The following is a 19,069-nucleotide window of genomic DNA, read 5'->3' as shown; positions in this document are numbered from 1 at the left end:
GGCGGTTTCGGATGCCTCCGAAACCGCCCCTGACCTGCGACTGTCTCCAGTCGGGACGACAGGATTTGAACCTGCGACCCCTTGACCCCCAGTCAAGTGCGCTACCAAGCTGCGCCACGTCCCGATGCTGTTTGACCTGGGGTTTCCCTCAGCCAAACGCGCAGGGAAACCATACCGCACTCGGGCCGGTGATCACGCATCCGTTTACCGGGGCGACGCAGGGTGGCTTCGCTTGACCTGAACCTCGCTTGAGGTTGCAGCCTGGACGGTATGACGATCACCGACGAACGCAGCAGTGTGTACGCCTATGCCGACCTGCCCCGGCTGATGGGGCTGATGACCGGCGACGAGAAACACGGACCGGCTGCCACTTCCACGCTGGACGTGCTGTGGGTGCTCTACGACCGGGTGCTGCGGGTCGAACCCGACCGGGCGGACGATCCGGACCGGGACCGGTTCCTGCTGAGCAAGGGGCACGGGCCGATGGCCTACTACGCGGTGCTGGCCGCGAAGGGCTTCATTCCGGTGGAGTGGCTGCCCGCCTTCGGGTCGTACGAGTCGCCGCTCGGGCACCACCCGGACCGGGTGCTGGTGCCGGGCGTCGAGATCAGCAGCGGGTCGCTCGGCCATGGGCTGCCCATCGCCGTGGGCACCGCGCTGGGGCTGCGGGCCCAGGGACGGACCGAGCCACGGGTGTGGGTGCTGACCGGGGACGCCGAACTGGACGAGGGCAGCAACCACGAGGCGATCGCCTTCGCCAGCCCGGCCGGGCTGGAGCGGCTGCACACCGTCGTCGTCGACAACGCCTCCGCCAGCCACGCCCGTCCCGGCGGGATCGCGGCCCGCTTCGAGGCGGCCGGCTGGTCGGCCCGCACCGTCGACGGCCGTGACCACGAGGCGCTGTACGCCGCCTTCACCGCCGCGCACCCGGGCCGCCCGCATGTGGTGGTGGCCCGCGTCGAACCCAAGTCCGCCTGAAATCACCGTACTTCCGTAAGAAGGGTCATCCCCCATGGAGACCATGCGTGACCGATTCGCCCCCGTCGTCTCCCAGCTGCTCGACGAGGACCCGCGGGTCGCCGTCGTCCTCGCGGAGGTCGGCAAGGATGCCTTCGCCGATGCGCAGCGCCGACATCCGCACCGAGTGATCAACGTCGGGATTCGCGAGCAGTTGCTCGTCGGGGCCGGGGCCGGGCTGGCGCTGACCGGGATGCGGCCGGTGGTGCACACCTTCGCCAGCTTTCTCGTGGAGCGCCCCTTCGAGCAGGTCAAACTGGACCTCGGGCACCAGAACACCGGGGCGGTGCTGGTCAGCGCCGCTGCCTCGTTCGACTGGCCCCCCGCCGGCTACACCCATATGGCGCCCGGCGATGTGGCGCTGCTCGACACCCTGGACGGCTGGACCGTGCATGTGCCGGGGCACCCGGAAGAGGCCGAGACCCTGCTGCGGCACGCGGTCGCGGCGGGCGACGACAAGGTGTATGTCCGGCTGTCCATGCTCGCCAACCGGCGGGCGTACAAGGTCGACGGGCGGGGTTTCCGCACCCTCCGGGAGGGGCGTGCCGCGGTGGTCGTCGCCGTCGGTCCGACGCTGGACGCCGTGCTCGCCGCCACCGAGGGGCTCGACGTCACCGTCCTGTACGCGACGACCGTACGGCCCTTCGACACGGCGGCGCTGCGCCGCGCCACGGAGACGGCGGGCACGGATGTGGTCCTCGTCGAGCCGTATCTGGCCGGCACTTCGACGGCGGCGGTGAGCGAGGCACTGTCCGACCTGCCGCACCGGGTGCTCGGCCTCGGGGTGGGGCGAAGCGAGCTGCGGCGGTACGGGACCGCCGAGGAGCACACCGCCGCGCACGGGCTCGACGCGGCGGGCCTGCGGGGGCGGATCGAGGCGTTCGCCGCCGGGCCGACCCGGGGATGAGCGGCGTACGGTCGTCGTCCGTGCGGCCGACCGCGCCCGCGCCGTAGCCCGTGCCGCGGCAGGCCCATGCGCAGTCCGGCCATGGCGGCGGGCAGGGCGAGCGGCAGTTCGGGCGGCGAGGGCCACCGACAGCATGGCGTCGCCCAGGCGCGTGAGAGGGGCGGGCCACGAAGAACAGGGCGAAGTGCCGTGACCATCAGACGGTCTGCTCTGGCTTGTCGCCCGCGCCGCCGGGCCCGGCCCGGGAAGCGCTGTCCCGCCGTGCCGACGCCCCGGTCGTCCCGTGCCCGCTCCCCCGCAGTTCGCCGCTGTCGCCGCTGTCGCCGCTGTCGCCGCTGTCGCCGCTGTCGCCGTGGGATCATGCCACGGCCCATCGGCGGCGGCGCAGCGGTTTACGCGGCGCCCGGTACTCCCACCCCCGGGTGGGCCTCCAGCAGCCGGGGCGGGGCCGCCTGGCGCCAGGAGTCGGCGAGGATGTCCCGCAGTTCGCCGTCGCCGTCCAGCGCGGCGAGCCGGACCCGGACCCAGGCGAACTGGGCCTCGTGTCCGGCGATCCAGAACTTCTCCGGCTCGGCCAGCACCAGCTCGTCGCGCTCCTCCTTGGGGCAGCGCACGGCGATGGAGGTCTCGTCCTCGGGCAGCGTGGCGAACATCTTCCCGGCGACCCGGAACGTGGGCATGTTCCAGGCGGTCTTCTCAGTCGTCTCGGGCAGGGACAGGGCGATACGGCGTACGTCTTCGGCGTCCGGCATGACAGGCACGGTAGCCGCTGCCACCGACAATGCCCCTCTCACGCGGTGCCCACCCGCTGGGCTGCGGCTGTTCCTGCTAGCTGACACTTGGTCGCGATGGTTGCCATCCGTTGGCCTCAAGCTCGCCAGGTCGTCGCGACGTCGGGTGAACAAATCGATGTTCCTCGGGAGAGGGCGTCCGTAGGGTTCCTGCATGGCGGATGAGAGTGAGCAGGCCGTGCAAGCAGCCATTGATGGGGAGTTGCAGCTTCTCGATCCTGATGTGCGGGCTTCCCCGGCCCGTGTGCTGGAGCTTCTGGATCCGAAATTCACCGAGATCGGAGCTTCTGGACGCCGGTGGGATGTGGAGTCGATCCTCACGGTGACGAGTGATGGATCGGTGTCCCCGGAGTCTCCGGTCAAGGTCAGCGAAATGTACGGGGTCGTCCTTGCTCCGGGCGTCGTTCATCTGACGTACTTCGCCGACAACCAAGGCCACCGGGCATGGCGAAGCTCTGTGTGGCGGCTGACAGAGACGGGCTGGCGGATGTACTTTCACCAGGGCACTTTGGTCAGCTGAGCGTATGGGACCGCCGACCGCGACAGATGGTTTCGGCGCGTGCACGGATGCTGTCCGTCAGTAGTCGGTCCCGGTGTCGACGCGTGCCGCGAGTTCGTTTGCGTATGCCTCGATCTGCCTGCGGAGAGCTGTGTAGAGCTGCGACGGGCTGTTGCGGATGAGATAGATCCACTTGTCCCAGCTGACCCTGGAGTCGGTCCAGCTTCTCCTGACCGATGGAGGTTGGCCACCACGGCGGCCATCGGACCGATCGACCCGGCGCCGGTGATCAGCACGTCCTCGCCGACCAACGGGAAGGACAGCGCGGTGTGCACCGCGTTGCCGAACGGATCGAAGATCGCGGCGACGTCGAGATCGACGGGGAACCGGTGCGCCCAGACATTGGCGGCGGGCAGGGCCACAGACTCGGCGAACGCCCCGTCGCGGCCGACGCCCAGGCCGACCGTGGCCCGGCACAACTGGCGGCGCCCGGCCAGGGGGCGGCACCGGCCGCACACCAGGTGGCCCTCGACGGTGACCCGGTCCCCTATGCGGATGTCGGTGACGTCCCGGCCGGTCGCCACGACCTGGCCGACGAACTCGTGCCCGAGGACGAGCGGCGTACGGATCGCCTGCCGCGCCCAGCCGTCCCAGGACCGTATGTGCAGGTCGGTGCCGCAGATTCCGGTCCGCTGGACCTCGATCGGCACATCACCCGGTCCGACGGCGGGCTCCAGGACGTCCGCGAGCCACAGTCCCGGCTCCGCCTTCTGCTTGACCAGCGCCTTCAACGCTACGGCTCCTGTGGGTGAGATCCCGGCCGCGGGCAGGCCGAAGGAGCCCGCAGCGGGGACGGGGGGATTCCCGTTGCAATCTGCCGTATGCGCGAGGCCCGGTCCATCGAGGTTTTCTTAACCGCCGCCACAGCTTTCCTTCACGCGCTGCGCGACGCGTCCGGCTCACCGCGGCAGACCGTTTGTCGAACCCGCCGTGCCCGGTCAGTTCGCTCAGTTGGTGTACCACATGTGCGGGCTCCGTGAGCGGTGTGTGGGTTTCACGTACGGGCGCCGTGGCTCGGCGGCGTGGGGGCCGGGGTGTGTGCGATCAGGTGGCGTACGAGGGTGAGCAGCGTCTGGATGCCGGAGCTGGAGATGCGCGCGTCGCAGCGGACGACGGGGATCGCCGGATCGAGGCCGATGGCGGCGCGGACCTCCTCGGGCTCGTAGCGGTGGGCGCCGTCGAACTCGTTGACGGCGATGACGAAGCCGAGGCCGCGTTCCTCGAAGAAGTCGACGGCGGCGAAGCAGTCCGCCAGGCGGCGGGTGTCGGCGAGGATCACCGCGCCGAGCGCGCCCTCGGACAGCTCGTTCCACATGAACCAGAACCGTTCCTGCCCGGGCGTGCCGAACAGGTACAGCACATGCTCCGGGCCGAGCGTGATGCGGCCGAAGTCCATCGCCACGGTCGTCTCGACCTTGTTCTCGATGCCGTGGAGGTCGTCGGTCGCGGCGCTGACCGTGGTGAGCAGTTCCTCCGTGCTGAGCGGCGCGATCTCGCTCACCGCCCCCACGAAGGTCGTCTTGCCCGCTCCGAACCCGCCCGCCACCAGGATCTTGAGCGCGGTGGGGAACGGGTCAGAGCTGTCGTCGTAGTCCATCGAGCACTGCCTCCAGCAGAGACCGGTCAGTGGGGTTGTGGTGGAAGGCGGGGGGCTTGGCGGTCAGCGCCCCGCAGTCGACGAGGTCCGCGAGCAGTACCTTGGTGACGGCGGCCGGCAGCCGCAGATGCGCAGCGATCTCGGCGACCGAGACGGGTGCGCGGCACAGGTCGAGCGCCTGGGCGTGCTCGGGGCCGAGATAGCCGAGGGGGCCGGCTCCGGTGGCCCTCACCTGTGACAGCAGATCGAGCGCGATGGTGGGCCGGGTACGGCCGTTGCTGACCGTGAAGGGGCGTACGAGCCGTCCGGCCGCCTCATCGAGCCACGGCCCGTCACCGGCCGCCGTCACGCTCAATGCTTCATCGCCGGGGGTTCGACGGCGGGCTGCCGGGGTGCGGTCACCAGGTAGGGGCGGACGCTCTTGATCAGCATCGCCATCTCGTAGCCGAGCACCGCGGCATCGGCGTCTCGGCCGGCCAGCACGGCGAGGCAGGTGCCGACGCCGGCCGTGGTGACAAACAGCAGGGTCGAGTCGAGTTCGACGACCACTTGGCGGACGTCCCCGCCGTCACCGAACCGGACGCCCGCGCTGCGGCCGAGGGAGTACAGGCCGGAGGCCAGGGCCGCCATGTGGTCGGCGCTGTCGGGGTCGAGGCCGTGGACGGACTTCACCAGACCGTCGCAGGACAGGAGCACCGCGCTGCTGGTGTGCGGTACGCGCTGCACCAGGCCGCTCATCAGCCAGTCGAGGTCGGATTCCTGGGCCGTCGGCGCATCGCTCGCCATGGTGGATCCACTCCTTGGGGTCGCGCTGGGTGTGGGGGTGTGGGTGGAGACGGGTGCGGGGGCGGGAGGTGACGCTGGGGTGGGGGCGGGCGTCGTGGTGGGTGTGGTCATCCCGTGGGTGTGTTCCCGTCGGGCCGGACGCTCGGATCGGAGACGAGCGCGTGGGCGTGCGGCTCGTCGGTGGATGCGGCGTCGGTGTGCGCCGCGCCCATGTGGGCGCCCTCCATGTGAGCCGCCTCTACATGCGTCGCCTCCGTGTGCGCCGCCTCCATGTGGACCGCGGCCCTGTGCCCTCGCTCTCTGCGGACCTTCTCCCCATGTGCCGGGTCCCAAGGGAGGGTGTGGGTGTGGGGCGCTTGAGTGTGGGCCGAGGCGTGCCGAGCCGCGTCCATGTGCGATACGTCCCCGGGCGGCACGTCCATGTGCGACATCTCCATGTGCGGCACGTCCATGTGTGGCATGTCCGTGTGGGTGGCCTCCACGAACGTCCCCTCCATGTGGGCCCCCATCATGTGACTCCCCGATACGGACGCCCCCTCGGGGTCGGCCGCATCCACGTGGGCCCTGTCCATGTGGGCCCCGTCCATGTGAGCCTCGCCCGTGTGTGGCGGGCCCATGTATGGCGGCTCCATGTGTGACCGCTGCGTGTGTGTCTGTGTCGACTCCATGTGCTGCTGTGCCTCGGCGAGTCCGATGCCCCGCTGGAAGGCTGCCATCAGGCCGGGGTCGTGTCCGGCGGGGGTCTCCGGCTCCGGGCGTGGGGCGGGGCCGCCCCGCAGTTGGGGCGCGATGTGTTCCTGGGCGCGGCGGCGCGGCAGCCGGGGCCGGTCCATGGTGCCGTGCACGGTGCCGACGCGCGCGGTGGGGATCGGGCCCATCTGCCGCTCGACGGCCCACCGTTCGCCGGACCGGATGCCGGGCACGGCCTCTGCCGGGTTGGGCCGCTCCTCATGAGCCCCGCGCACCGGCAGCGGCGCGGGCGCGCGGCCGTCGCCTGCCGTGGATCTCGTGGCCCCGGCGACTCCCGCGGATCCCGCCGCTCCCGCCGCCCCCGTGGCTCCCGCGGATCCCGCCGTTCCCGCCGCTCCCTCGAATCCCCCTGCTCCCGTGGCTCCGGTGGCTTCGGTGGTTCCCGTCGAGTCGCGTTGGGCGTGCCGCCGTCGGCCGGTCGACGGCTCGGTGGGAGCGTCCGGTGGCCCGTTCGGCCTGCCCGCCGGTCCGGCGGTCGGGGTCTCCCTCTCCCCCGGCGGCGCCCATGACTCGCCCGGCACACTGCCCGAAACGGCGGCATCGCCGGGCGCGTTCCAGGCCCCGTCCGGCCCTGCCCCGTCGTTGCCTTCCGGGGACTGGCCCTGGTCTCCCGCCGACGTCCCGGACCGGACCGCGGCGGGCGCCGTCCCCCGGGTGCCTGCCGACGCGCCCGGTGCCGTCCCCAGCAGTGCCTTCGGGACGACGAGTACGGCCTGGACACCGCCGTAGATATTGGTCTGCAGGCGGACGTTGATGCCGTGCCGCCGGGCGAGCTGGGAGACCACGAAGAGTCCGATCCGGCCGTCCGCGAGCAGGCTGGCGACGTTGACCTGGTCGGGGTCGGCGAGCAGGGCGTTCATCTTCCGCTGCTCGGCGAGCGGAAGCCCGAGGCCGCGGTCCTCCACCTCGACGGCGAGCCCGGCGGTGACGAGGTCGGCCCGGAGCAGCACCTGGGTCTGCGGGGCGGAGAACACGGTGGCGTTCTCGACGAGTTCGGCGAGCAGGTGGATGACGTCGGCGACGGCGTGGCCGCGCAGTTCGCCGTCGATCGGCGGTACCAGCTTGACCCGGGAGTACTGCTCGACCTCGGCGATGGCCGAGCGCAGCACCTCTGTCATGGACACCGGGTTGCTCCACTGCCGGCGGGAGACGGCGCCGCCGAGCACGGCGAGGTTCTCGGCGTGGCGCCGGACGCGGGTGGCGAGGTGGTCGACGTGGAAGAGGCCCTTGAGCAGGTCGGGGTCCTCGATCTCGTTCTCCAGCTCGTCGAGGATGGAGATCTCCCGGTGCACGAGGGACTGCAGCCGCCGGGCGAGGTTGACGAAGACTTCCAGCTTCTGCTCGCTGCCGGCGTGGCTGGAGAGTTGGGCGGCCTGGACGACGGCGTGGACGGCGCCGTCGTGGGCGCGGGCCATCTCGGCGGCGAGCAGTGCGAAGTCGTCGGCGTCCGCGGGCGGTTTGCCGCGCGACTTGCGCTGCGGCGCTCCGTCGCCGCGCCGCAGCGCCGCCACCAGGGCGCGCAGTTCGGCCTCGCCGCGCGCGGTACTACGGCGCAGGGCGCCGATGTGGTCGCTGACCGCGCGGGCGGTGCGGTCCGCGGCCACGGCGGCGATCGCGATGCCGGCCACGGTCACCGAGACCGCTCCGGCGAGCACGCCCCACAGGGTGAGGCCGGGTCGTACCCCGGTGGCTCGGACGGTGAACACGACGGCCGCGCCCGCGCTGAGGGCGACCACGAGGGGTGGCAGCACGGCGAGGCGCAGGAGCCGGGGCCGTAGATGCGCCTCGGGCCGTGCGGGAACGGGGCGGGTCACCGGTCGCCCGTGCCGGCCGCCCTCTCGGCGGTCGGCGCGGGGGGCCGGTGCACGGAGGTGAGACATCGGTGTCCTTGTACTGGTCCGTCGGGCCTGTTTCCTCGCGCGGGATGCGCGATGTGGGCATGCGCCATCGCGGTGCCGGTCGAGGGGGCCGATGACGTGGGGCATCCGGTCCTGCCCGGCCGACGGACACTGACAGTAGTCGTCTGCGCGTCACGTGCGGTGGGTAGTTGGCAAAGTCTCCCGCCGAGGGTCCCGCTCTGGGATGAGGTCTCGTACGACAGACCGATAACCCCGCGGGGGATGCGATAGCGAACCGTAAGAGACCGATCTGACCTGGTCGGAAGCGGTCATGAGGGGTCAGTGAGGATCGGGGAGCCACTCGCCTTCCGGCCCCCACCGGAGGGCCGCTTCCTCCCATCGTCCGGGTCCGGCCGTTCGGGCGGGTGCCTTCTCCCGCATCCCGTGCACGGCGGGCGCCGCCCCGGATCGTCACCCGGCGTGTCCGCCGCGCCGACGGCTCCTTCACGGACACACCCGCCGACTCCCGCCTCGTCCCCCGTCGTTCACGGCGTCCGGCACGGCTGAAAATCCGGTGCGCGCCCCGGACACCCTCGCGAACACGTACGGCCAGGAGCGCAGGGGCACCGGCCGGACATCGATCGCATGACACCGCTGCACATGTCACATTCTCCCGGTGACGACGGCACACCCGGAATGTGGCCGGATCGGCGTGTGGACCATCCGTCGGCGGATGAATACCCGCCGAGCGCCAGAGGTTTTTCCGTCAGGCCGCCCCGGCCCTTCGAAATGAGCCAAGTGCGTATGCAACGGCGCGTTTACCAGGATCTGGTTGACACCGTGAGACCCGCGATGTGAGTCTCGTACGGGTCACGCCGCGGCATTTCGGTAATGCGACGGCGATGAGGTGTTAAGTCGGCTTCCGACTGGGCCGTATGCCGAGACGCGCCCGCGCCTTCCCCTTTTCAGGATTTCCCGCCATCCGGCTCACCAAGAATGCGGAGCATGGGATGTTCACTGCTGACCGGTCCGCACCAACAAATACGCAATCGCTGCTCATTCCATTCGGCAGACGCCGTAGAAACCCTGCTCCGGCCCGCTCCCTTTCCACGGTCCTGTTTCATCCGTCGGGCGGCCGGCTCGGACAGTATCTGGGGCTGGTCGGACATCTGTCCCGGCGCGGCCGCGTACACGGAGTGCGCGGGCGCGGCCTGCGCCCGGGCGAGCCCCCGCACGACGACGTGCACGAGATGGCCGACCTGTACGCCGGGCTGCTGAGCGAACTCCCCGAGCCGCCGGGCCTGTTGGCGGGCTGGTCGCTGGGTGGCCTGCTGGCCTGGGAGGTGGCGCACCGGCTGCCGGCCGACGGGCCACGTCCCGCCGTCGTGATGGTGGACAGCTTCGCGGAGCCCTGGTCCGCCTGCCACACCGCTCGCGGACAGCTGCGCGAGCGCATCCTCGGCGGGCTGCCCGCCACCACCGATGCCGGGGAACGGGCCTGCGCGGCACGCACCGCCGACGCCCATCTGACGGCATCCGCCGCACACCACGCCACCATCGGCCGTCCGGGCCCGGCCCTGCTGCTGGCCTGCGCGAGCGAGGAGCGGGCCACCCAGACGGACGGCTGGTCGCGCAGGGATCCCTCCCTCGACGTACGGGCCCTGCCCTGTTCGCACTTCGAGGTGTTCGACGCGGCCCAGTCGCCGCTGCTGCTGCGGCACATCGACGACTTCCTCACCGCGCACGTCCCGGCGCACCCGTAGCGGTACCCGCACCCCGTCTCCCACCCGGTGCGGCACTCCGCCGGCATCGTCCCCCACGACCTTCGGGAGTCATTCTGTGACCGCTCAACCCGCTTTCGACACACACCTCTTCGACTGCGTCCAGGTCAATCTGGCCGCCGTGGCGGAGCGGTGGCACGGCCCGGGAACCGGTTTACGGCTCGGCGCCCTGCTGCGTTTCGCCCCGTCTTCCGGTCCCGACGGCCTGCCCACCGTGGAGAGCGGTCCGTCCGTGCAGTTCGAACTCGCCGAGCGGGCCCTGGGGTTGGTCGTGCGGCCGTCCCGTCACGTCCGCATCGAGGACCTGACGCCGGGCGAGGGCTGCTTCGTGCTGGCCGACGCCTACCACCTGCCCTGGGTGCCCTACCACGGCCGACAGCACATCGAGCACAGCTTTGTGCTGGTGGCGGGGGACGCCGAGACGTTCACCGTCGAGGACCACTACGACAACGAGACGCCGTGGGGCAGCGCCCGTCCCGGCACCTGGCGACTGAGCCGCGACCTGCTGCCCCACCTGCCCGACTGCACCCTGGCGGTGGAGCTGTCACCCGGCACACTGCCCAAGGACCCGGGCCCGCGCCTGGAAACCGCCGCAGCGGCGCTGACGTACGCACATGCCTACGCCGAGCATCCGGACCGGGCGGCCGCGCTGCGCCAACTGACCCTGGAAACCTGGCTGTTGGCGCGTTCGCGGGCGCTGCACGCCGCGTACCGGGCCCGGCACGGGCGGGCCGAGCCCCGGGTGGCGGACCATGTGGACGCCTGGCGTGCGTTGGCCGAGCACACGTTCCTCGCCTCCCGGCGCATCGCCCGCGGGCGGCCCGAACCGGCCGGCCTCACCGACCGGTTGGCCCGGCTGCTGCGCGCCGACACCGAGGTGTTCGGCGGCCCGTCCGCCGGACCGGAGCCGGCCGCGCCGGTCACCGGGCACGGCCTGGAGGCCGACCGCCGAGCGGTCGCCGCGACGGTCGCGGACGTCCTCGGCACCGATCCCTCCGTCCTGTTGTCCGGCACCCGGCTGCCCGACGTGCCGGCATTCTCGTCCTTCCGCCTGGCCGAGCTGATCGACCGGCTCGAGGACGAGCTGGGCATCGAGTTCGACGGCGACGACCTCACCCCGGAGAACTTCGAGGACGTGGACGCCGTCTGCCGTATCGCCCAAAGGCCCGCGCGGCTGGTCGCGGCGGCCGACGCGGCGGCCCGGGAGGAGGCGTGATGTGCTCCGAGCCCTCCCTGCTGCACGACGTGCTGCACGCGACGGCCGAACGGCTGCCCGACCGCCCCGCGGTCAGCGCCGACGGACAGACGCTCCGCCACGCCGAGTTGGCCGCCGCGAGCCGACGCGCGGCGGCGCTGCTCGCCCGGCTCGGCGTCCGCCCCGGCGAGCGGATCGTGATCAGCGCGCCCTCCTCCGTCCTGCTCGCGGCTTTGGTCTACGCCTCCTCCCAGGCCGGCGCCGTCTTCTCACTGCTGCACGAACAGGTGGGCGGCCCGCAGTTCGAGCACATCCTGGACGACTGCGAGCCCGTGCTGGTGATCAGCGACCACCCCCGGCAGCGGGCCGCCGCCGAGAGCCGGGGGGTGCGGGTCGCCGGGTGCGACGACATCGCCGCCCACGCCTTCGACGACGGCGATCCGCTGCCGGCCGGTCCCCCCGAGGGTCCGCCCCGGCTCTCCGTCGACCCGGTCTGCCTGATCTACACCTCGGGCACCACGGCCCTGCCGAAGGCGGTCGTGAGCACCCACGGACAGGTCCTGTTCGCCGCGCGGGCCATTCAGCAGGTGCTGCGCTACCGCGCCGAGGACGTCGTCCACAGCCCGCTCCCGCTCTCGTTCGACTACGGCCTCTACCAGTTGTTCCTGGGCAGTCTGAGCGGAGCCCTGGTGCGGCTGGGACGGCCGTCCGAAACCGGGCCCGGACTGCTGGCCCGGCTGCGGGACTCCGGGGCGACGGTGCTGCCCGCCGTGCCCTCGGTGGCCGACGCCCTCGCCCGGCTGCTGCAACGCTCCGGCACCGCACTGCCGCGCCTGCGGCTGCTCACCAACACCGGCGCGGCGATGCCGAAGGAGACCCTGGACGTGCTGCGCGCCGGCTGTCCCCGGTTGCAGGTGCAGCTGATGTACGGGCTGACGGAGTGCAAGCGGGCCACCATCATGCCGGTCGACGGCGATCTGCTGCGGCCCGGCTCCAGCGGGCTGCCCCTGCCCGGAACCGAGGTGTTCGTCGTCGACGACGAGGGCCGGCGGCTGCCGCACGGTGCCGTCGGGGAAATCACCGTGCGCGGCCCGCATGTGATGGCCGGGTACTGGCGGCGGCCCGCGCTGACGGCCGAGCGGTACGTCCGCGAAGAGGGGCTGTTCCCGCAGTTGCGCACCGGGGACTACGGGTGGCTGGACGAGGAGGGCTACCTCCATGTCAGCGGACGCCGCGACGACCTGTACAAGGCGGGCGGGTTCCGGGTGGGCGCCGCCGAGGTGGAGGCCGCCGCCCGGCGGGTGCCCGGCGTGCGGTCGGCGGCCGTCCTGCCGCCGCACGAGGAACGCCCCGCCGTCCTGTTCGTCACCGGGGACGTCGACGGACGCCAGGTCCTGGAGGGCATGCGGGAGCAGATCGAGGAGTTCAAGATCCCTTCGCGCTGTCTGGTGTCGGCGGAGCTGCCGTTGACCGGCAACGGAAAGGTCGACCGCAAGGCGCTCGGCGCCCTGGCCACGGAGGCACACGATGCCCGTCACTGACCGGTCGGTCCACGCCGGACCGCGCCTTCCGAACCTGACGGGGCTGCCGGTGCCCGCCTATGTGTACGACCTGGCGGAGGTGCGGGCCGCGCACGGGGCGCTGACCGCGGCGCTGCCCGAGCGGACCGGGCTCTACTACTCCCTCAAGGCCAACCCGCATCCGGCGCTGCTGCGTGAGCTGCGGGCGTGCGGTGCCCGGGCCGAGGTGTGCTCGACCGGCGAACTGCTCGCCGCCGTCGCCGCGGGCTGGCCGGCCGGAGACCTCCTCTACAGCGGCCCCGGAAAGTCCGACGAGGAGCTGCGGCACGCGCTGGAGCACGGGGTACGACACTTCTCCGTCGACTCGGCGTACGCGCTGGCACAGTTGGACCGGGTCGCGGGCCGGACCGGGACGGCCGTGCGGTGTCTGCTGCGGATCAACGACGACCGGCCCGCGCCCGGCCAGGGACTGGCGATGACCGGAGTGGCCTCCCCCTTCGGCGTCGACACCGGCGCGGTCCTGGCGCGGCCGGCGGAGTTCGGGGACCGCTCGTACGCCCGGATCACCGGACTGCACCTGTACATGGGGACCAACCTGGGCAGCGTCCAGGACCTGCTGGCGCAGTTCGCGCGTTCGCTGGCCACCGCCCGACGGGTGTCCGAGGCGCTGGCCGGGCACGGAGTGCGCATCGACGTCTGGGACCTGGGCGGTGGCTTTCCCGCACCGTTCGCCGCGGCAGGCGGGCGGGCCGACCTGACCGGGCTGCGGGGCCCGTTGGAGGAGTTGCTGGACTCGGCGACACCCGGGTGGCGTACCGGCTCGCCCGACGTGTGCTTCGAGTCCGGGCGGTTCCTGGTCGGGACCGCCGGCACGCTCGTCACGCGGGTACTGGACACAAAGCGGTCCCACGGCAGGGACGTCGTGGTCCTCCAGTCCGGCATCCATCACCTCGGCGGCATGTCGGGGCTGCGCCGGCTGCCCCCGCTCGTCCCGCACCTGCTGTCCCCGGACCGGCCCGGTTCGCCCGCCATGACCGAGGCCATGGTCACCGGACCGCTGTGCACGCCTCTGGACACCTGGGCCCAGCGCGCCGCCCTGCCCGCCGTACGGCCGGGCGACCTGGTGGCGGTGCCCAACACCGGCGCCTACGGCCTGTACGCGAGTCTCGTCGCGTTCCTGGGGCATCCGCTGCCCGCCGAGATCGTGTTCGACAGCGACGATCCCCGGCGCGCCGTGGATGTCTCCCGGCTGACGCTCGCCCGGGTCCCCGAACCCGGCCACTGACCCGTACCGGTACCCGTAGCCGACCGCTGACCCGTACCCGTGCCGTCCCCCGTTGCCAACTCCCATGTAGCGAAAGGCAGGACCTCTCCGATGGACGAACGCTTCACCGCCGTACTGCTGCCGTTCCTGAAGTTCCACACCGAAGGTGCCCTCGATGCGGAGTCCGATCTGCGCGGCCTCGGTCTCGACTCGATGCAGGCGATCGATCTGCTGTTCGCGATCGAGGACGCCTACGGCATTTCCCTGCCGGACGAGGCGATGAACGACACGACGTTCGCGACCGCGGGCAATCTGTGGAAGGAAGTCAGCGCGGCCCTGACCGGGCAGCCCGGCTCCGCCGCCCCGGGAACGGGTGCCGCGTGAGCGCGCCGGTCACGACGGAGCCGACGCGGACCGTGGAGTCGCTGGCGGAGCAGGTGTGCACGGTCGCCGCCCGCCATGCGGACCATGCGGACGAGACGGCGGTCTTCCCCACCGAGGCGCTGGCGGAACTGCGCCGTACCGGGCTGCTCGCGCTGCTCGTCGAGGGACGTCACGGCGGGCTGGACGGCGGCCTTGAGGACATGGTGCGGGTCACGCTGCGGCTCGGGCGCACCGACATGTCACTGGCGATGATCTTCGCGATGCACTGCCAGCAGGTGTGGGCGATCGCCCGGCACGCCGACCCGGAGCTGCGCGAGCGGCTGCTCCCCTGGGTCGCCGAGGGCCGCTATCTGGCGTCCGTCACCACCGAGACGTCGACCGGCGGACACCTGCTGACCTCGGAGACCGAGGTGCGCGGGGACGGCGACCAGCTGATGGTGGAGCGCTTCGCGCCGGTCGTCACGGGCGGGCTGCACGCCGACGGTTTCCTGATGACCGTCCGCGCGGCCGACACGGAGTCGCCGACCGCGGTCAGCCTGCTGTTCGCCGACCGCGACCAGCTGACCGTGGAGGCGGCCGGCGACTGGCAGCCCATGGGGATGCGTGCCAGTCACAGCCCACCGCTTCGGCTGAGCGGTCGGATCCCGCGCGCCCAGATCATCGGCCGGGACGGCGACTTTCGTTCCATCGTCACCCGTACCTTCGGGCCGGCCGCGCACCTGGGCTGGTCCGCGGCCTGGCTGGGCACGGCCGCCGGAGCGCTCTCCCGGGTGCTGGCGATGCTGCGCGCCCCGGCGGAACGGGAGCGGACCTCCTCGGAACTGCTGCTGACCCGGCTGTCCCGGGCCCGGCAGCGTCTGGACGTGGTGCACGCGCTGCTGGCCCGCACCCTGGCGACGGTCACCACGGCCGACGACCTCAGCCGTCCGCCGCTCCAGTTGCAGATCAACGCGCTGAAGATCACCGCCGCCGAGGAGTGCCATCGCGCCGTCGACGAACTGATCGACGCCGTCGGGATGCGCCACGGCTATCTCAAGGGCTCGCCGACCGGGCTGGAGCGGGCCCTGCGCGACCTGCGCTCGGCCTCGCTGAACTACAGCAACGACCGGTTGCACCTGGTCGACGGGAAACTGGCCCTGCTCGATCCCGAGGTGCGCTTTGTCTGACGGCCGGTACGCCCCGCCGCCGCCCGCGCTCGACGCGCCGGCCCACTCCAGCACCCCGAAGAACGCGGTCGCCCCGCCCGTACCCGACACCCCGGCCCACCCCAACACCCCGAAGAACGCGGACACCCCGCCCGTACCCGGCTGGCCGGACGCCCCCGGAACCGGCTTCGCCGGGCGGCTGCGGCGGGCCCTGGAACCGCTGCCCGACGATGCCGACGCGGCCGACGTGTGGCGGGCCCTCGGCCGTGGCGGCATCATCGCCGCACTGTACGCATCCAGCCCCCCGGACGGTCCCCCGAACGGTCCGCAGGTGGATCTGGACCGGCTCGGCGCCCTGATGTCCGCGCTGGACGCCCGCGGCGACAACGGCGTCACCCTCAGCGTGCTCGTCCAAGCGGCCAGCGCGCTGCCGCTGCTGGCGAACGCGCCGGGCGAGCGGTGCGCCACCGCCCGCGAACGCGTGCTGGCGGGCGATGCCCGGGTGGCGCTGGCGGCGACGGACGAGGGTGCACCCGGCTCCGACCTCGCCGCACTGACCACCCGGGTGGCGGTCCGCGGCGACCGGCTCGCCCTGGACGGCGGCAAACGCTGGATCACCAACGCCCTCGGCGCCGGGTATCTGCTGGTGCTGGCCCGGCAGCGGCCCGGCCGGCACTTCACCGGCTTCAGCTGGGTACTGGTGCCCGCCGACACCCCGGGGGTGACGGTCACCCCGGCCGACACCCCGCTGCTCGCCCGGTCCGGCACCGGTCACCTCCGGTTCGACGGGGTACGGCTGGCCGCGGATCACCTGGTCGGCCGCCCCGGCAGGGCCCTGGCCGACTTCGCCCGGCACATGGCGACGGAGCGGATCGCCGGGGCGTACTGGGCGGTCGCGCTGACCTCGCGCGTGCTGCGCGCCACCCGGGACCGGCTGGCCCACCGCGAGTCGGACGGCCGGCCGCTGTGGCAGAACCCGGTGATCCGCCGGGACTTCGCGGCCTGTCTGGTCCGGGTGACACAGCTGAGGGCGCTGCTGGACACCGTGACGGTGCGGGTCGCATCCGACCGGGATCTCGCCTGGGCGGGGTTGCTGAAGGCGGCCGTCGGGCTGGAGGCGGACGCGGTCCTCTCCCGGTGCGCCGAGCTTCAGGGCGCGGACGGCATGGCGGAGGGCGGTGCCCATCGGATCCGGGCCGAGGCGGCGGTCCTCGGGCTCGGCGGCGGCGCCACCGACCTCATGCTCGCCCAGGTCGCGGACCGCGCCGAGACATTCCTCGACCGGCTGGGCACACACCCGTGATGTGGGGACAGCCGGCCGAGCGGGTCTGGGTGATCAGCGGGCCGCGCCGACGATGGTCGCGGTCCGCGCCGGATCCCCGTGATCTGGCCGCCGCCGCGGGGCTGCCTCCATGGCGGGCGGCCCAGCGGCTGGCGGGCCGGGCGGCGCTGCGCGAGCTGCTGGCGCGGGTCCGTCCCGCGCTCGCCGACGCGGATGTCGTCGCCGCTCCCGGCCGTCCGCCCCGGCTGTCGGGCGCGCCCGGTGTGGCCGTCAGCGTCTCCCACGACGGGGACGCGGTCGCGGCGGCCGTCGCGCTGGACGGACCGGTCGGGGTGGACGTCCAGCAGGTGCCGGACCGCGACCACGACCGGCTGCTCCGCCGCTGTCTGGGGCCCTGGGCCGCCGAGGCGGCACGCTGGCCGCGGGACGAGCGGCGCAGGGAACTGGCCTGGGTGTGGACGGCCCAGGAGGCGTGCGTGAAGGCGGCGGGGACGGGCCTGCGCGGCCGGCCCTGGACCATCGAGGTGCCACCGCACGCCAGGGGCGGACGGTGGCGGAGCCTGCGCTGGGTCTCCCTGCGGGACTGGTCTGCCGTCCCGTTGAGCTGCGCCTTCCACGATCCGACCGACGGCCTGAGCGCCATGGACAGCATGCGGGAGAACCGAGGATGACGAGCAGTCAGCACCTGTACAGCTGGTTCGCCGACTCCGTGGCACGCTTCGGCGACCGTCGCGCGCTCGAAGCGGGCGCGGAGCACCTCACATACGAGGACCTGCGCGGGCTGTGCGAGGGCATCGCCGCCGGGCTCCTCGTCGACCTCAAGGAGGTGCCGCGCCGGGCCGGTCTCGCGACCGGCCGGGACGTCCTCACCTACGCCTCCTATCTGGCGCTGCAACGGCTCGGCAGCACGGTCGTCCCGCTGTCGCCGGCCGCGCCGTCCGAGCGCAACCGGCGGATCGCCGAATCGGCCGGGCTGGATGTCGTGGTCGGGCCGCCCGGGTGGGCCGGTGTCGCGGGGGTGCCGCGGTATGTGCCGGCGCCGGGCGGCGGTCCGGTGGCCGCACTGCCGAAGGAGCCGGTCGGCGGGCCGGACGATCCCGCGTACATCCTGTTCACGTCCGGTTCGACCGGAGTGCCCAAGGGGGTGCCGGTCTCGCATCGGAATGTGTCGGCCTACCTCGGCCATGTGACCGGCGCGTTCGACACCGGCCCGGGCAGTCGGCTGTCCGGGACCTTCGACCTCACCTTCGACCTGTCGGTGTTCGACATGTTCACCGCCTGGGGCAGTGGGGCGGCGCTGGTGGTGCCGTCCGGGCGTGACCTGCTGACGCCGGTGCGCTGGGCGGCCGAACGGGAGCTGACCCACTGGTTCTCGGTGCCGTCGGTGGTCTCCCTCGCGCATCGGATGCGGGAGCTGCGGCCGGGTCGGCTGCCGACGCTGCGCTGGAGCCTGTTCTGCGGGGAGCCGCTGACCCGGCAGCAGGCGAAGTGGTGGGCCGGGGCCGCTCCGGCGAGCACCTTGGCCAACCTGTACGGGCCCACCGAACTGACCATCAGCTGTGCCGCGTACGTGCTGCCCGCGCGGCCCGAGCAGTGGCCCCTGACCAGCAACGACACAGTGCCCATCGGCGAGCTGCACCCCGGCCTTGAGCATCTGGTGCTGGACGAGCTGGGGCGGGCGGCCGCGACCGGCGAGCTGGTGGTCAGGGGGGCTCAGCGGTTCGCGGGCTATCTGGACCGGGCCGAGAACACCGGCCGGTTCGTGGCGCCGGACCCGGCGGCCGGTGTCGTCGGCGGAGCCGGTGGCCCGGAGCCGACGGACGGGGCCGGTGGCCCGGGCCCGACCGAGGGGCACTGGTATCGCACCGGTGACCGGGTCACCCACGAGGACGGGCGGCTGGTCCACCTCGGACGTCTCGACCAGCAGGTGAAGGTCAACGGCTACCGGGTCGAACTCGGCGAGGTCGAGGCGGCGTTGCGCGCCCGGCCCGGGGTCACCGACGCCGTCGTCGTGGCCCTGTCCCGGCCCGGCGGGGACACCGTGCTGCGGGCGGCCTGCTCGGCCGTCGGCGCCGTCCCCGACGCCGACGCGCTGCTGAACGACCTGCGCACCCGTCTGCCCGGGTACATGGTGCCGCGCAGCGTCACCGTCCTGGACCGGCTGCCGCTCAACGCCAACGGAAAGCTGGACCGCACGGCCGTCGCGGAGATCGTCGCGGATCCGCGGTCCTGACCATCGTCTCCACCAGCATT

The 19,069-nt window shown here is 72.6% G+C and carries 17 protein-coding genes, 1 tRNA gene and 1 pseudogene; 12 read left to right on the top strand and 7 right to left on the bottom strand.

The features are described from left to right. Positions 1-50: 50 nt before the first annotated feature. A tRNA-Pro gene (locus ACWEKM_RS24145) sits at positions 51-124 on the bottom strand. Positions 125-270: 146 nt separating this feature from the next. Here ACWEKM_RS24145 and ACWEKM_RS24140 point away from each other — a divergent pair. Both ACWEKM_RS24140 and ACWEKM_RS24135 read left to right on the top strand, forming a co-directional pair. After that, positions 271-978, top strand: coding sequence for a transketolase (locus ACWEKM_RS24140; RefSeq protein ID WP_451623280.1), 708 nt, complete (start codon positions 271-273; stop codon positions 976-978). Between the two features lie 34 nt (positions 979-1,012). Further along, on the top strand, positions 1,013-1,924 hold the full coding sequence (locus ACWEKM_RS24135; protein WP_451623279.1) for a transketolase family protein: 912 nt from the start codon (positions 1,013-1,015) through the stop codon (positions 1,922-1,924). Positions 1,925-2,316: 392 nt separating this feature from the next. On the opposite strand, the gene ACWEKM_RS24130 is transcribed toward ACWEKM_RS24135, so the two are convergent. Beyond that, on the bottom strand, positions 2,317-2,676 hold the full coding sequence (locus ACWEKM_RS24130; protein WP_451623278.1) for an MmcQ/YjbR family DNA-binding protein: 360 nt from the start codon (positions 2,674-2,676) through the stop codon (positions 2,317-2,319). A gap of 193 nt (positions 2,677-2,869) precedes the next feature. Between ACWEKM_RS24130 and ACWEKM_RS24125 the strand changes: the two genes are divergently transcribed. Beyond that, positions 2,870-3,235 carry a nuclear transport factor 2 family protein gene (locus tag ACWEKM_RS24125; protein ID WP_451623277.1) on the top strand — a complete coding sequence of 122 codons (366 nt, stop codon included), beginning with the start codon at positions 2,870-2,872 and terminating at the stop codon, positions 3,233-3,235. A gap of 224 nt (positions 3,236-3,459) precedes the next feature. Here the strand turns inward: ACWEKM_RS24125 and ACWEKM_RS24120 are convergent. From ACWEKM_RS24120 to ACWEKM_RS24100, 5 genes and pseudogenes are all read right to left on the bottom strand, one after another. Next, a pseudogene (locus ACWEKM_RS24120) lies at positions 3,460-4,005 on the bottom strand (alcohol dehydrogenase catalytic domain-containing protein); the annotation flags it as partial. Between the two features lie 263 nt (positions 4,006-4,268). Beyond that, on the bottom strand, positions 4,269-4,871 hold the full coding sequence (locus tag ACWEKM_RS24115) for a GTP-binding protein (protein ID WP_451623276.1): 603 nt from the start codon (positions 4,869-4,871) through the stop codon (positions 4,269-4,271). Next, the gene (locus tag ACWEKM_RS24110) at positions 4,849-5,220 is read right to left on the bottom strand and encodes a DUF742 domain-containing protein (RefSeq protein ID WP_451623275.1); all 372 of its coding nucleotides are present in this window, start codon (positions 5,218-5,220) and stop codon (positions 4,849-4,851) included. Before ACWEKM_RS24110 ends, ACWEKM_RS24115 begins: the two co-directional genes overlap by 23 nt. Before the next feature lie 2 nt (positions 5,221-5,222). Then, positions 5,223-5,657, bottom strand: coding sequence for a roadblock/LC7 domain-containing protein (locus ACWEKM_RS24105; RefSeq protein ID WP_451623274.1), 435 nt, complete (start codon positions 5,655-5,657; stop codon positions 5,223-5,225). 107 nt (positions 5,658-5,764) lie between these two features. Continuing rightward, positions 5,765-8,287: an ATP-binding protein gene (locus ACWEKM_RS24100; RefSeq protein WP_451623273.1), complete on the bottom strand. Its 2,523-nt coding sequence runs from the start codon at positions 8,285-8,287 to the stop codon at positions 5,765-5,767. A gap of 893 nt (positions 8,288-9,180) precedes the next feature. Here ACWEKM_RS24100 and ACWEKM_RS24095 point away from each other — a divergent pair. The 9 genes from ACWEKM_RS24095 (at position 9,181) to ACWEKM_RS24055 (ending at position 19,049) form a co-directional block, all read left to right on the top strand. After that, complete coding sequence (locus ACWEKM_RS24095; protein ID WP_451623272.1) at positions 9,181-10,008, top strand: thioesterase domain-containing protein; 828 nt, start codon at positions 9,181-9,183, stop codon at positions 10,006-10,008. A gap of 76 nt (positions 10,009-10,084) precedes the next feature. Next, a complete protein-coding gene (locus ACWEKM_RS24090) occupies positions 10,085-11,242 on the top strand; it encodes an acyl carrier protein (RefSeq protein ID WP_451623271.1) in 1,158 nt (385 codons plus the stop codon). Continuing rightward, entirely contained in the window at positions 11,242-12,762 is a 1,521-nt protein-coding gene (locus ACWEKM_RS24085) for a class I adenylate-forming enzyme family protein (RefSeq protein WP_451623270.1), read from the top strand. The genes ACWEKM_RS24090 and ACWEKM_RS24085 overlap by 1 nt, the downstream gene beginning before the upstream one ends. After that, positions 12,749-14,026: a type III PLP-dependent enzyme gene (locus ACWEKM_RS24080; RefSeq protein WP_451623269.1), complete on the top strand. Its 1,278-nt coding sequence runs from the start codon at positions 12,749-12,751 to the stop codon at positions 14,024-14,026. Before ACWEKM_RS24085 ends, ACWEKM_RS24080 begins: the two co-directional genes overlap by 14 nt. 90 nt (positions 14,027-14,116) lie before the next feature. After that, a complete protein-coding gene (locus ACWEKM_RS24075; RefSeq protein ID WP_451623268.1) occupies positions 14,117-14,389 on the top strand; it encodes an acyl carrier protein in 273 nt (90 codons plus the stop codon). Next, a complete protein-coding gene (locus tag ACWEKM_RS24070; protein ID WP_451623267.1) occupies positions 14,386-15,555 on the top strand; it encodes an acyl-CoA dehydrogenase family protein in 1,170 nt (389 codons plus the stop codon). The genes ACWEKM_RS24075 and ACWEKM_RS24070 overlap by 4 nt, the downstream gene beginning before the upstream one ends. Continuing rightward, complete coding sequence (locus ACWEKM_RS24065; protein WP_451623266.1) at positions 15,548-16,837, top strand: acyl-CoA dehydrogenase family protein; 1,290 nt, start codon at positions 15,548-15,550, stop codon at positions 16,835-16,837. Before ACWEKM_RS24070 ends, ACWEKM_RS24065 begins: the two co-directional genes overlap by 8 nt. Beyond that, positions 16,837-17,487 carry a 4'-phosphopantetheinyl transferase family protein gene (locus tag ACWEKM_RS24060; protein WP_451623265.1) on the top strand — a complete coding sequence of 217 codons (651 nt, stop codon included), beginning with the start codon at positions 16,837-16,839 and terminating at the stop codon, positions 17,485-17,487. Before ACWEKM_RS24065 ends, ACWEKM_RS24060 begins: the two co-directional genes overlap by 1 nt. Beyond that, the gene (locus ACWEKM_RS24055) at positions 17,484-19,049 is read left to right on the top strand and encodes an AMP-binding protein (RefSeq protein ID WP_451623264.1); all 1,566 of its coding nucleotides are present in this window, start codon (positions 17,484-17,486) and stop codon (positions 19,047-19,049) included. Before ACWEKM_RS24060 ends, ACWEKM_RS24055 begins: the two co-directional genes overlap by 4 nt. The last annotated feature ends 20 nt before the right edge of the window (positions 19,050-19,069 follow it).

This window comes from Streptomyces sp. NPDC004752, from assembly GCF_053601275.1.
The sequence above is the reverse complement of the archived record's forward strand: the minus strand, read 5'-3'. Positions and strand labels throughout refer to the sequence as shown.

Bases quoted from the DNA above. Each gene is read 5' to 3' on its own strand.
- ACWEKM_RS24140 (WP_451623280.1), top strand. From the start codon at position 271: ATGACGATCACCGACGAACGCAGCAGTGTGTACGCCTATGCCGACCTG.
- ACWEKM_RS24135 (WP_451623279.1), top strand. From the start codon at position 1,013: ATGGAGACCATGCGTGACCGATTCGCCCCCGTCGTCTCCCAGCTGCTC.
- ACWEKM_RS24130 (WP_451623278.1), bottom strand. From the start codon at position 2,676: ATGCCGGACGCCGAAGACGTACGCCGTATCGCCCTGTCCCTGCCCGAG.
- ACWEKM_RS24125 (WP_451623277.1), top strand. From the start codon at position 2,870: ATGGCGGATGAGAGTGAGCAGGCCGTGCAAGCAGCCATTGATGGGGAG.
- ACWEKM_RS24115 (WP_451623276.1), bottom strand. From the start codon at position 4,871: ATGGACTACGACGACAGCTCTGACCCGTTCCCCACCGCGCTCAAGATC.
- ACWEKM_RS24105 (WP_451623274.1), bottom strand. From the start codon at position 5,657: ATGGCGAGCGATGCGCCGACGGCCCAGGAATCCGACCTCGACTGGCTG.
- ACWEKM_RS24100 (WP_451623273.1), bottom strand. From the start codon at position 8,287: ATGTCTCACCTCCGTGCACCGGCCCCCCGCGCCGACCGCCGAGAGGGC.
- ACWEKM_RS24095 (WP_451623272.1), top strand. From the start codon at position 9,181: ATGCCGAGACGCGCCCGCGCCTTCCCCTTTTCAGGATTTCCCGCCATC.
- ACWEKM_RS24085 (WP_451623270.1), top strand. From the start codon at position 11,242: ATGTGCTCCGAGCCCTCCCTGCTGCACGACGTGCTGCACGCGACGGCC.
- ACWEKM_RS24080 (WP_451623269.1), top strand. From the start codon at position 12,749: ATGCCCGTCACTGACCGGTCGGTCCACGCCGGACCGCGCCTTCCGAAC.
- ACWEKM_RS24075 (WP_451623268.1), top strand. From the start codon at position 14,117: ATGGACGAACGCTTCACCGCCGTACTGCTGCCGTTCCTGAAGTTCCAC.
- ACWEKM_RS24060 (WP_451623265.1), top strand. From the start codon at position 16,837: ATGTGGGGACAGCCGGCCGAGCGGGTCTGGGTGATCAGCGGGCCGCGC.
- ACWEKM_RS24055 (WP_451623264.1), top strand. From the start codon at position 17,484: ATGACGAGCAGTCAGCACCTGTACAGCTGGTTCGCCGACTCCGTGGCA.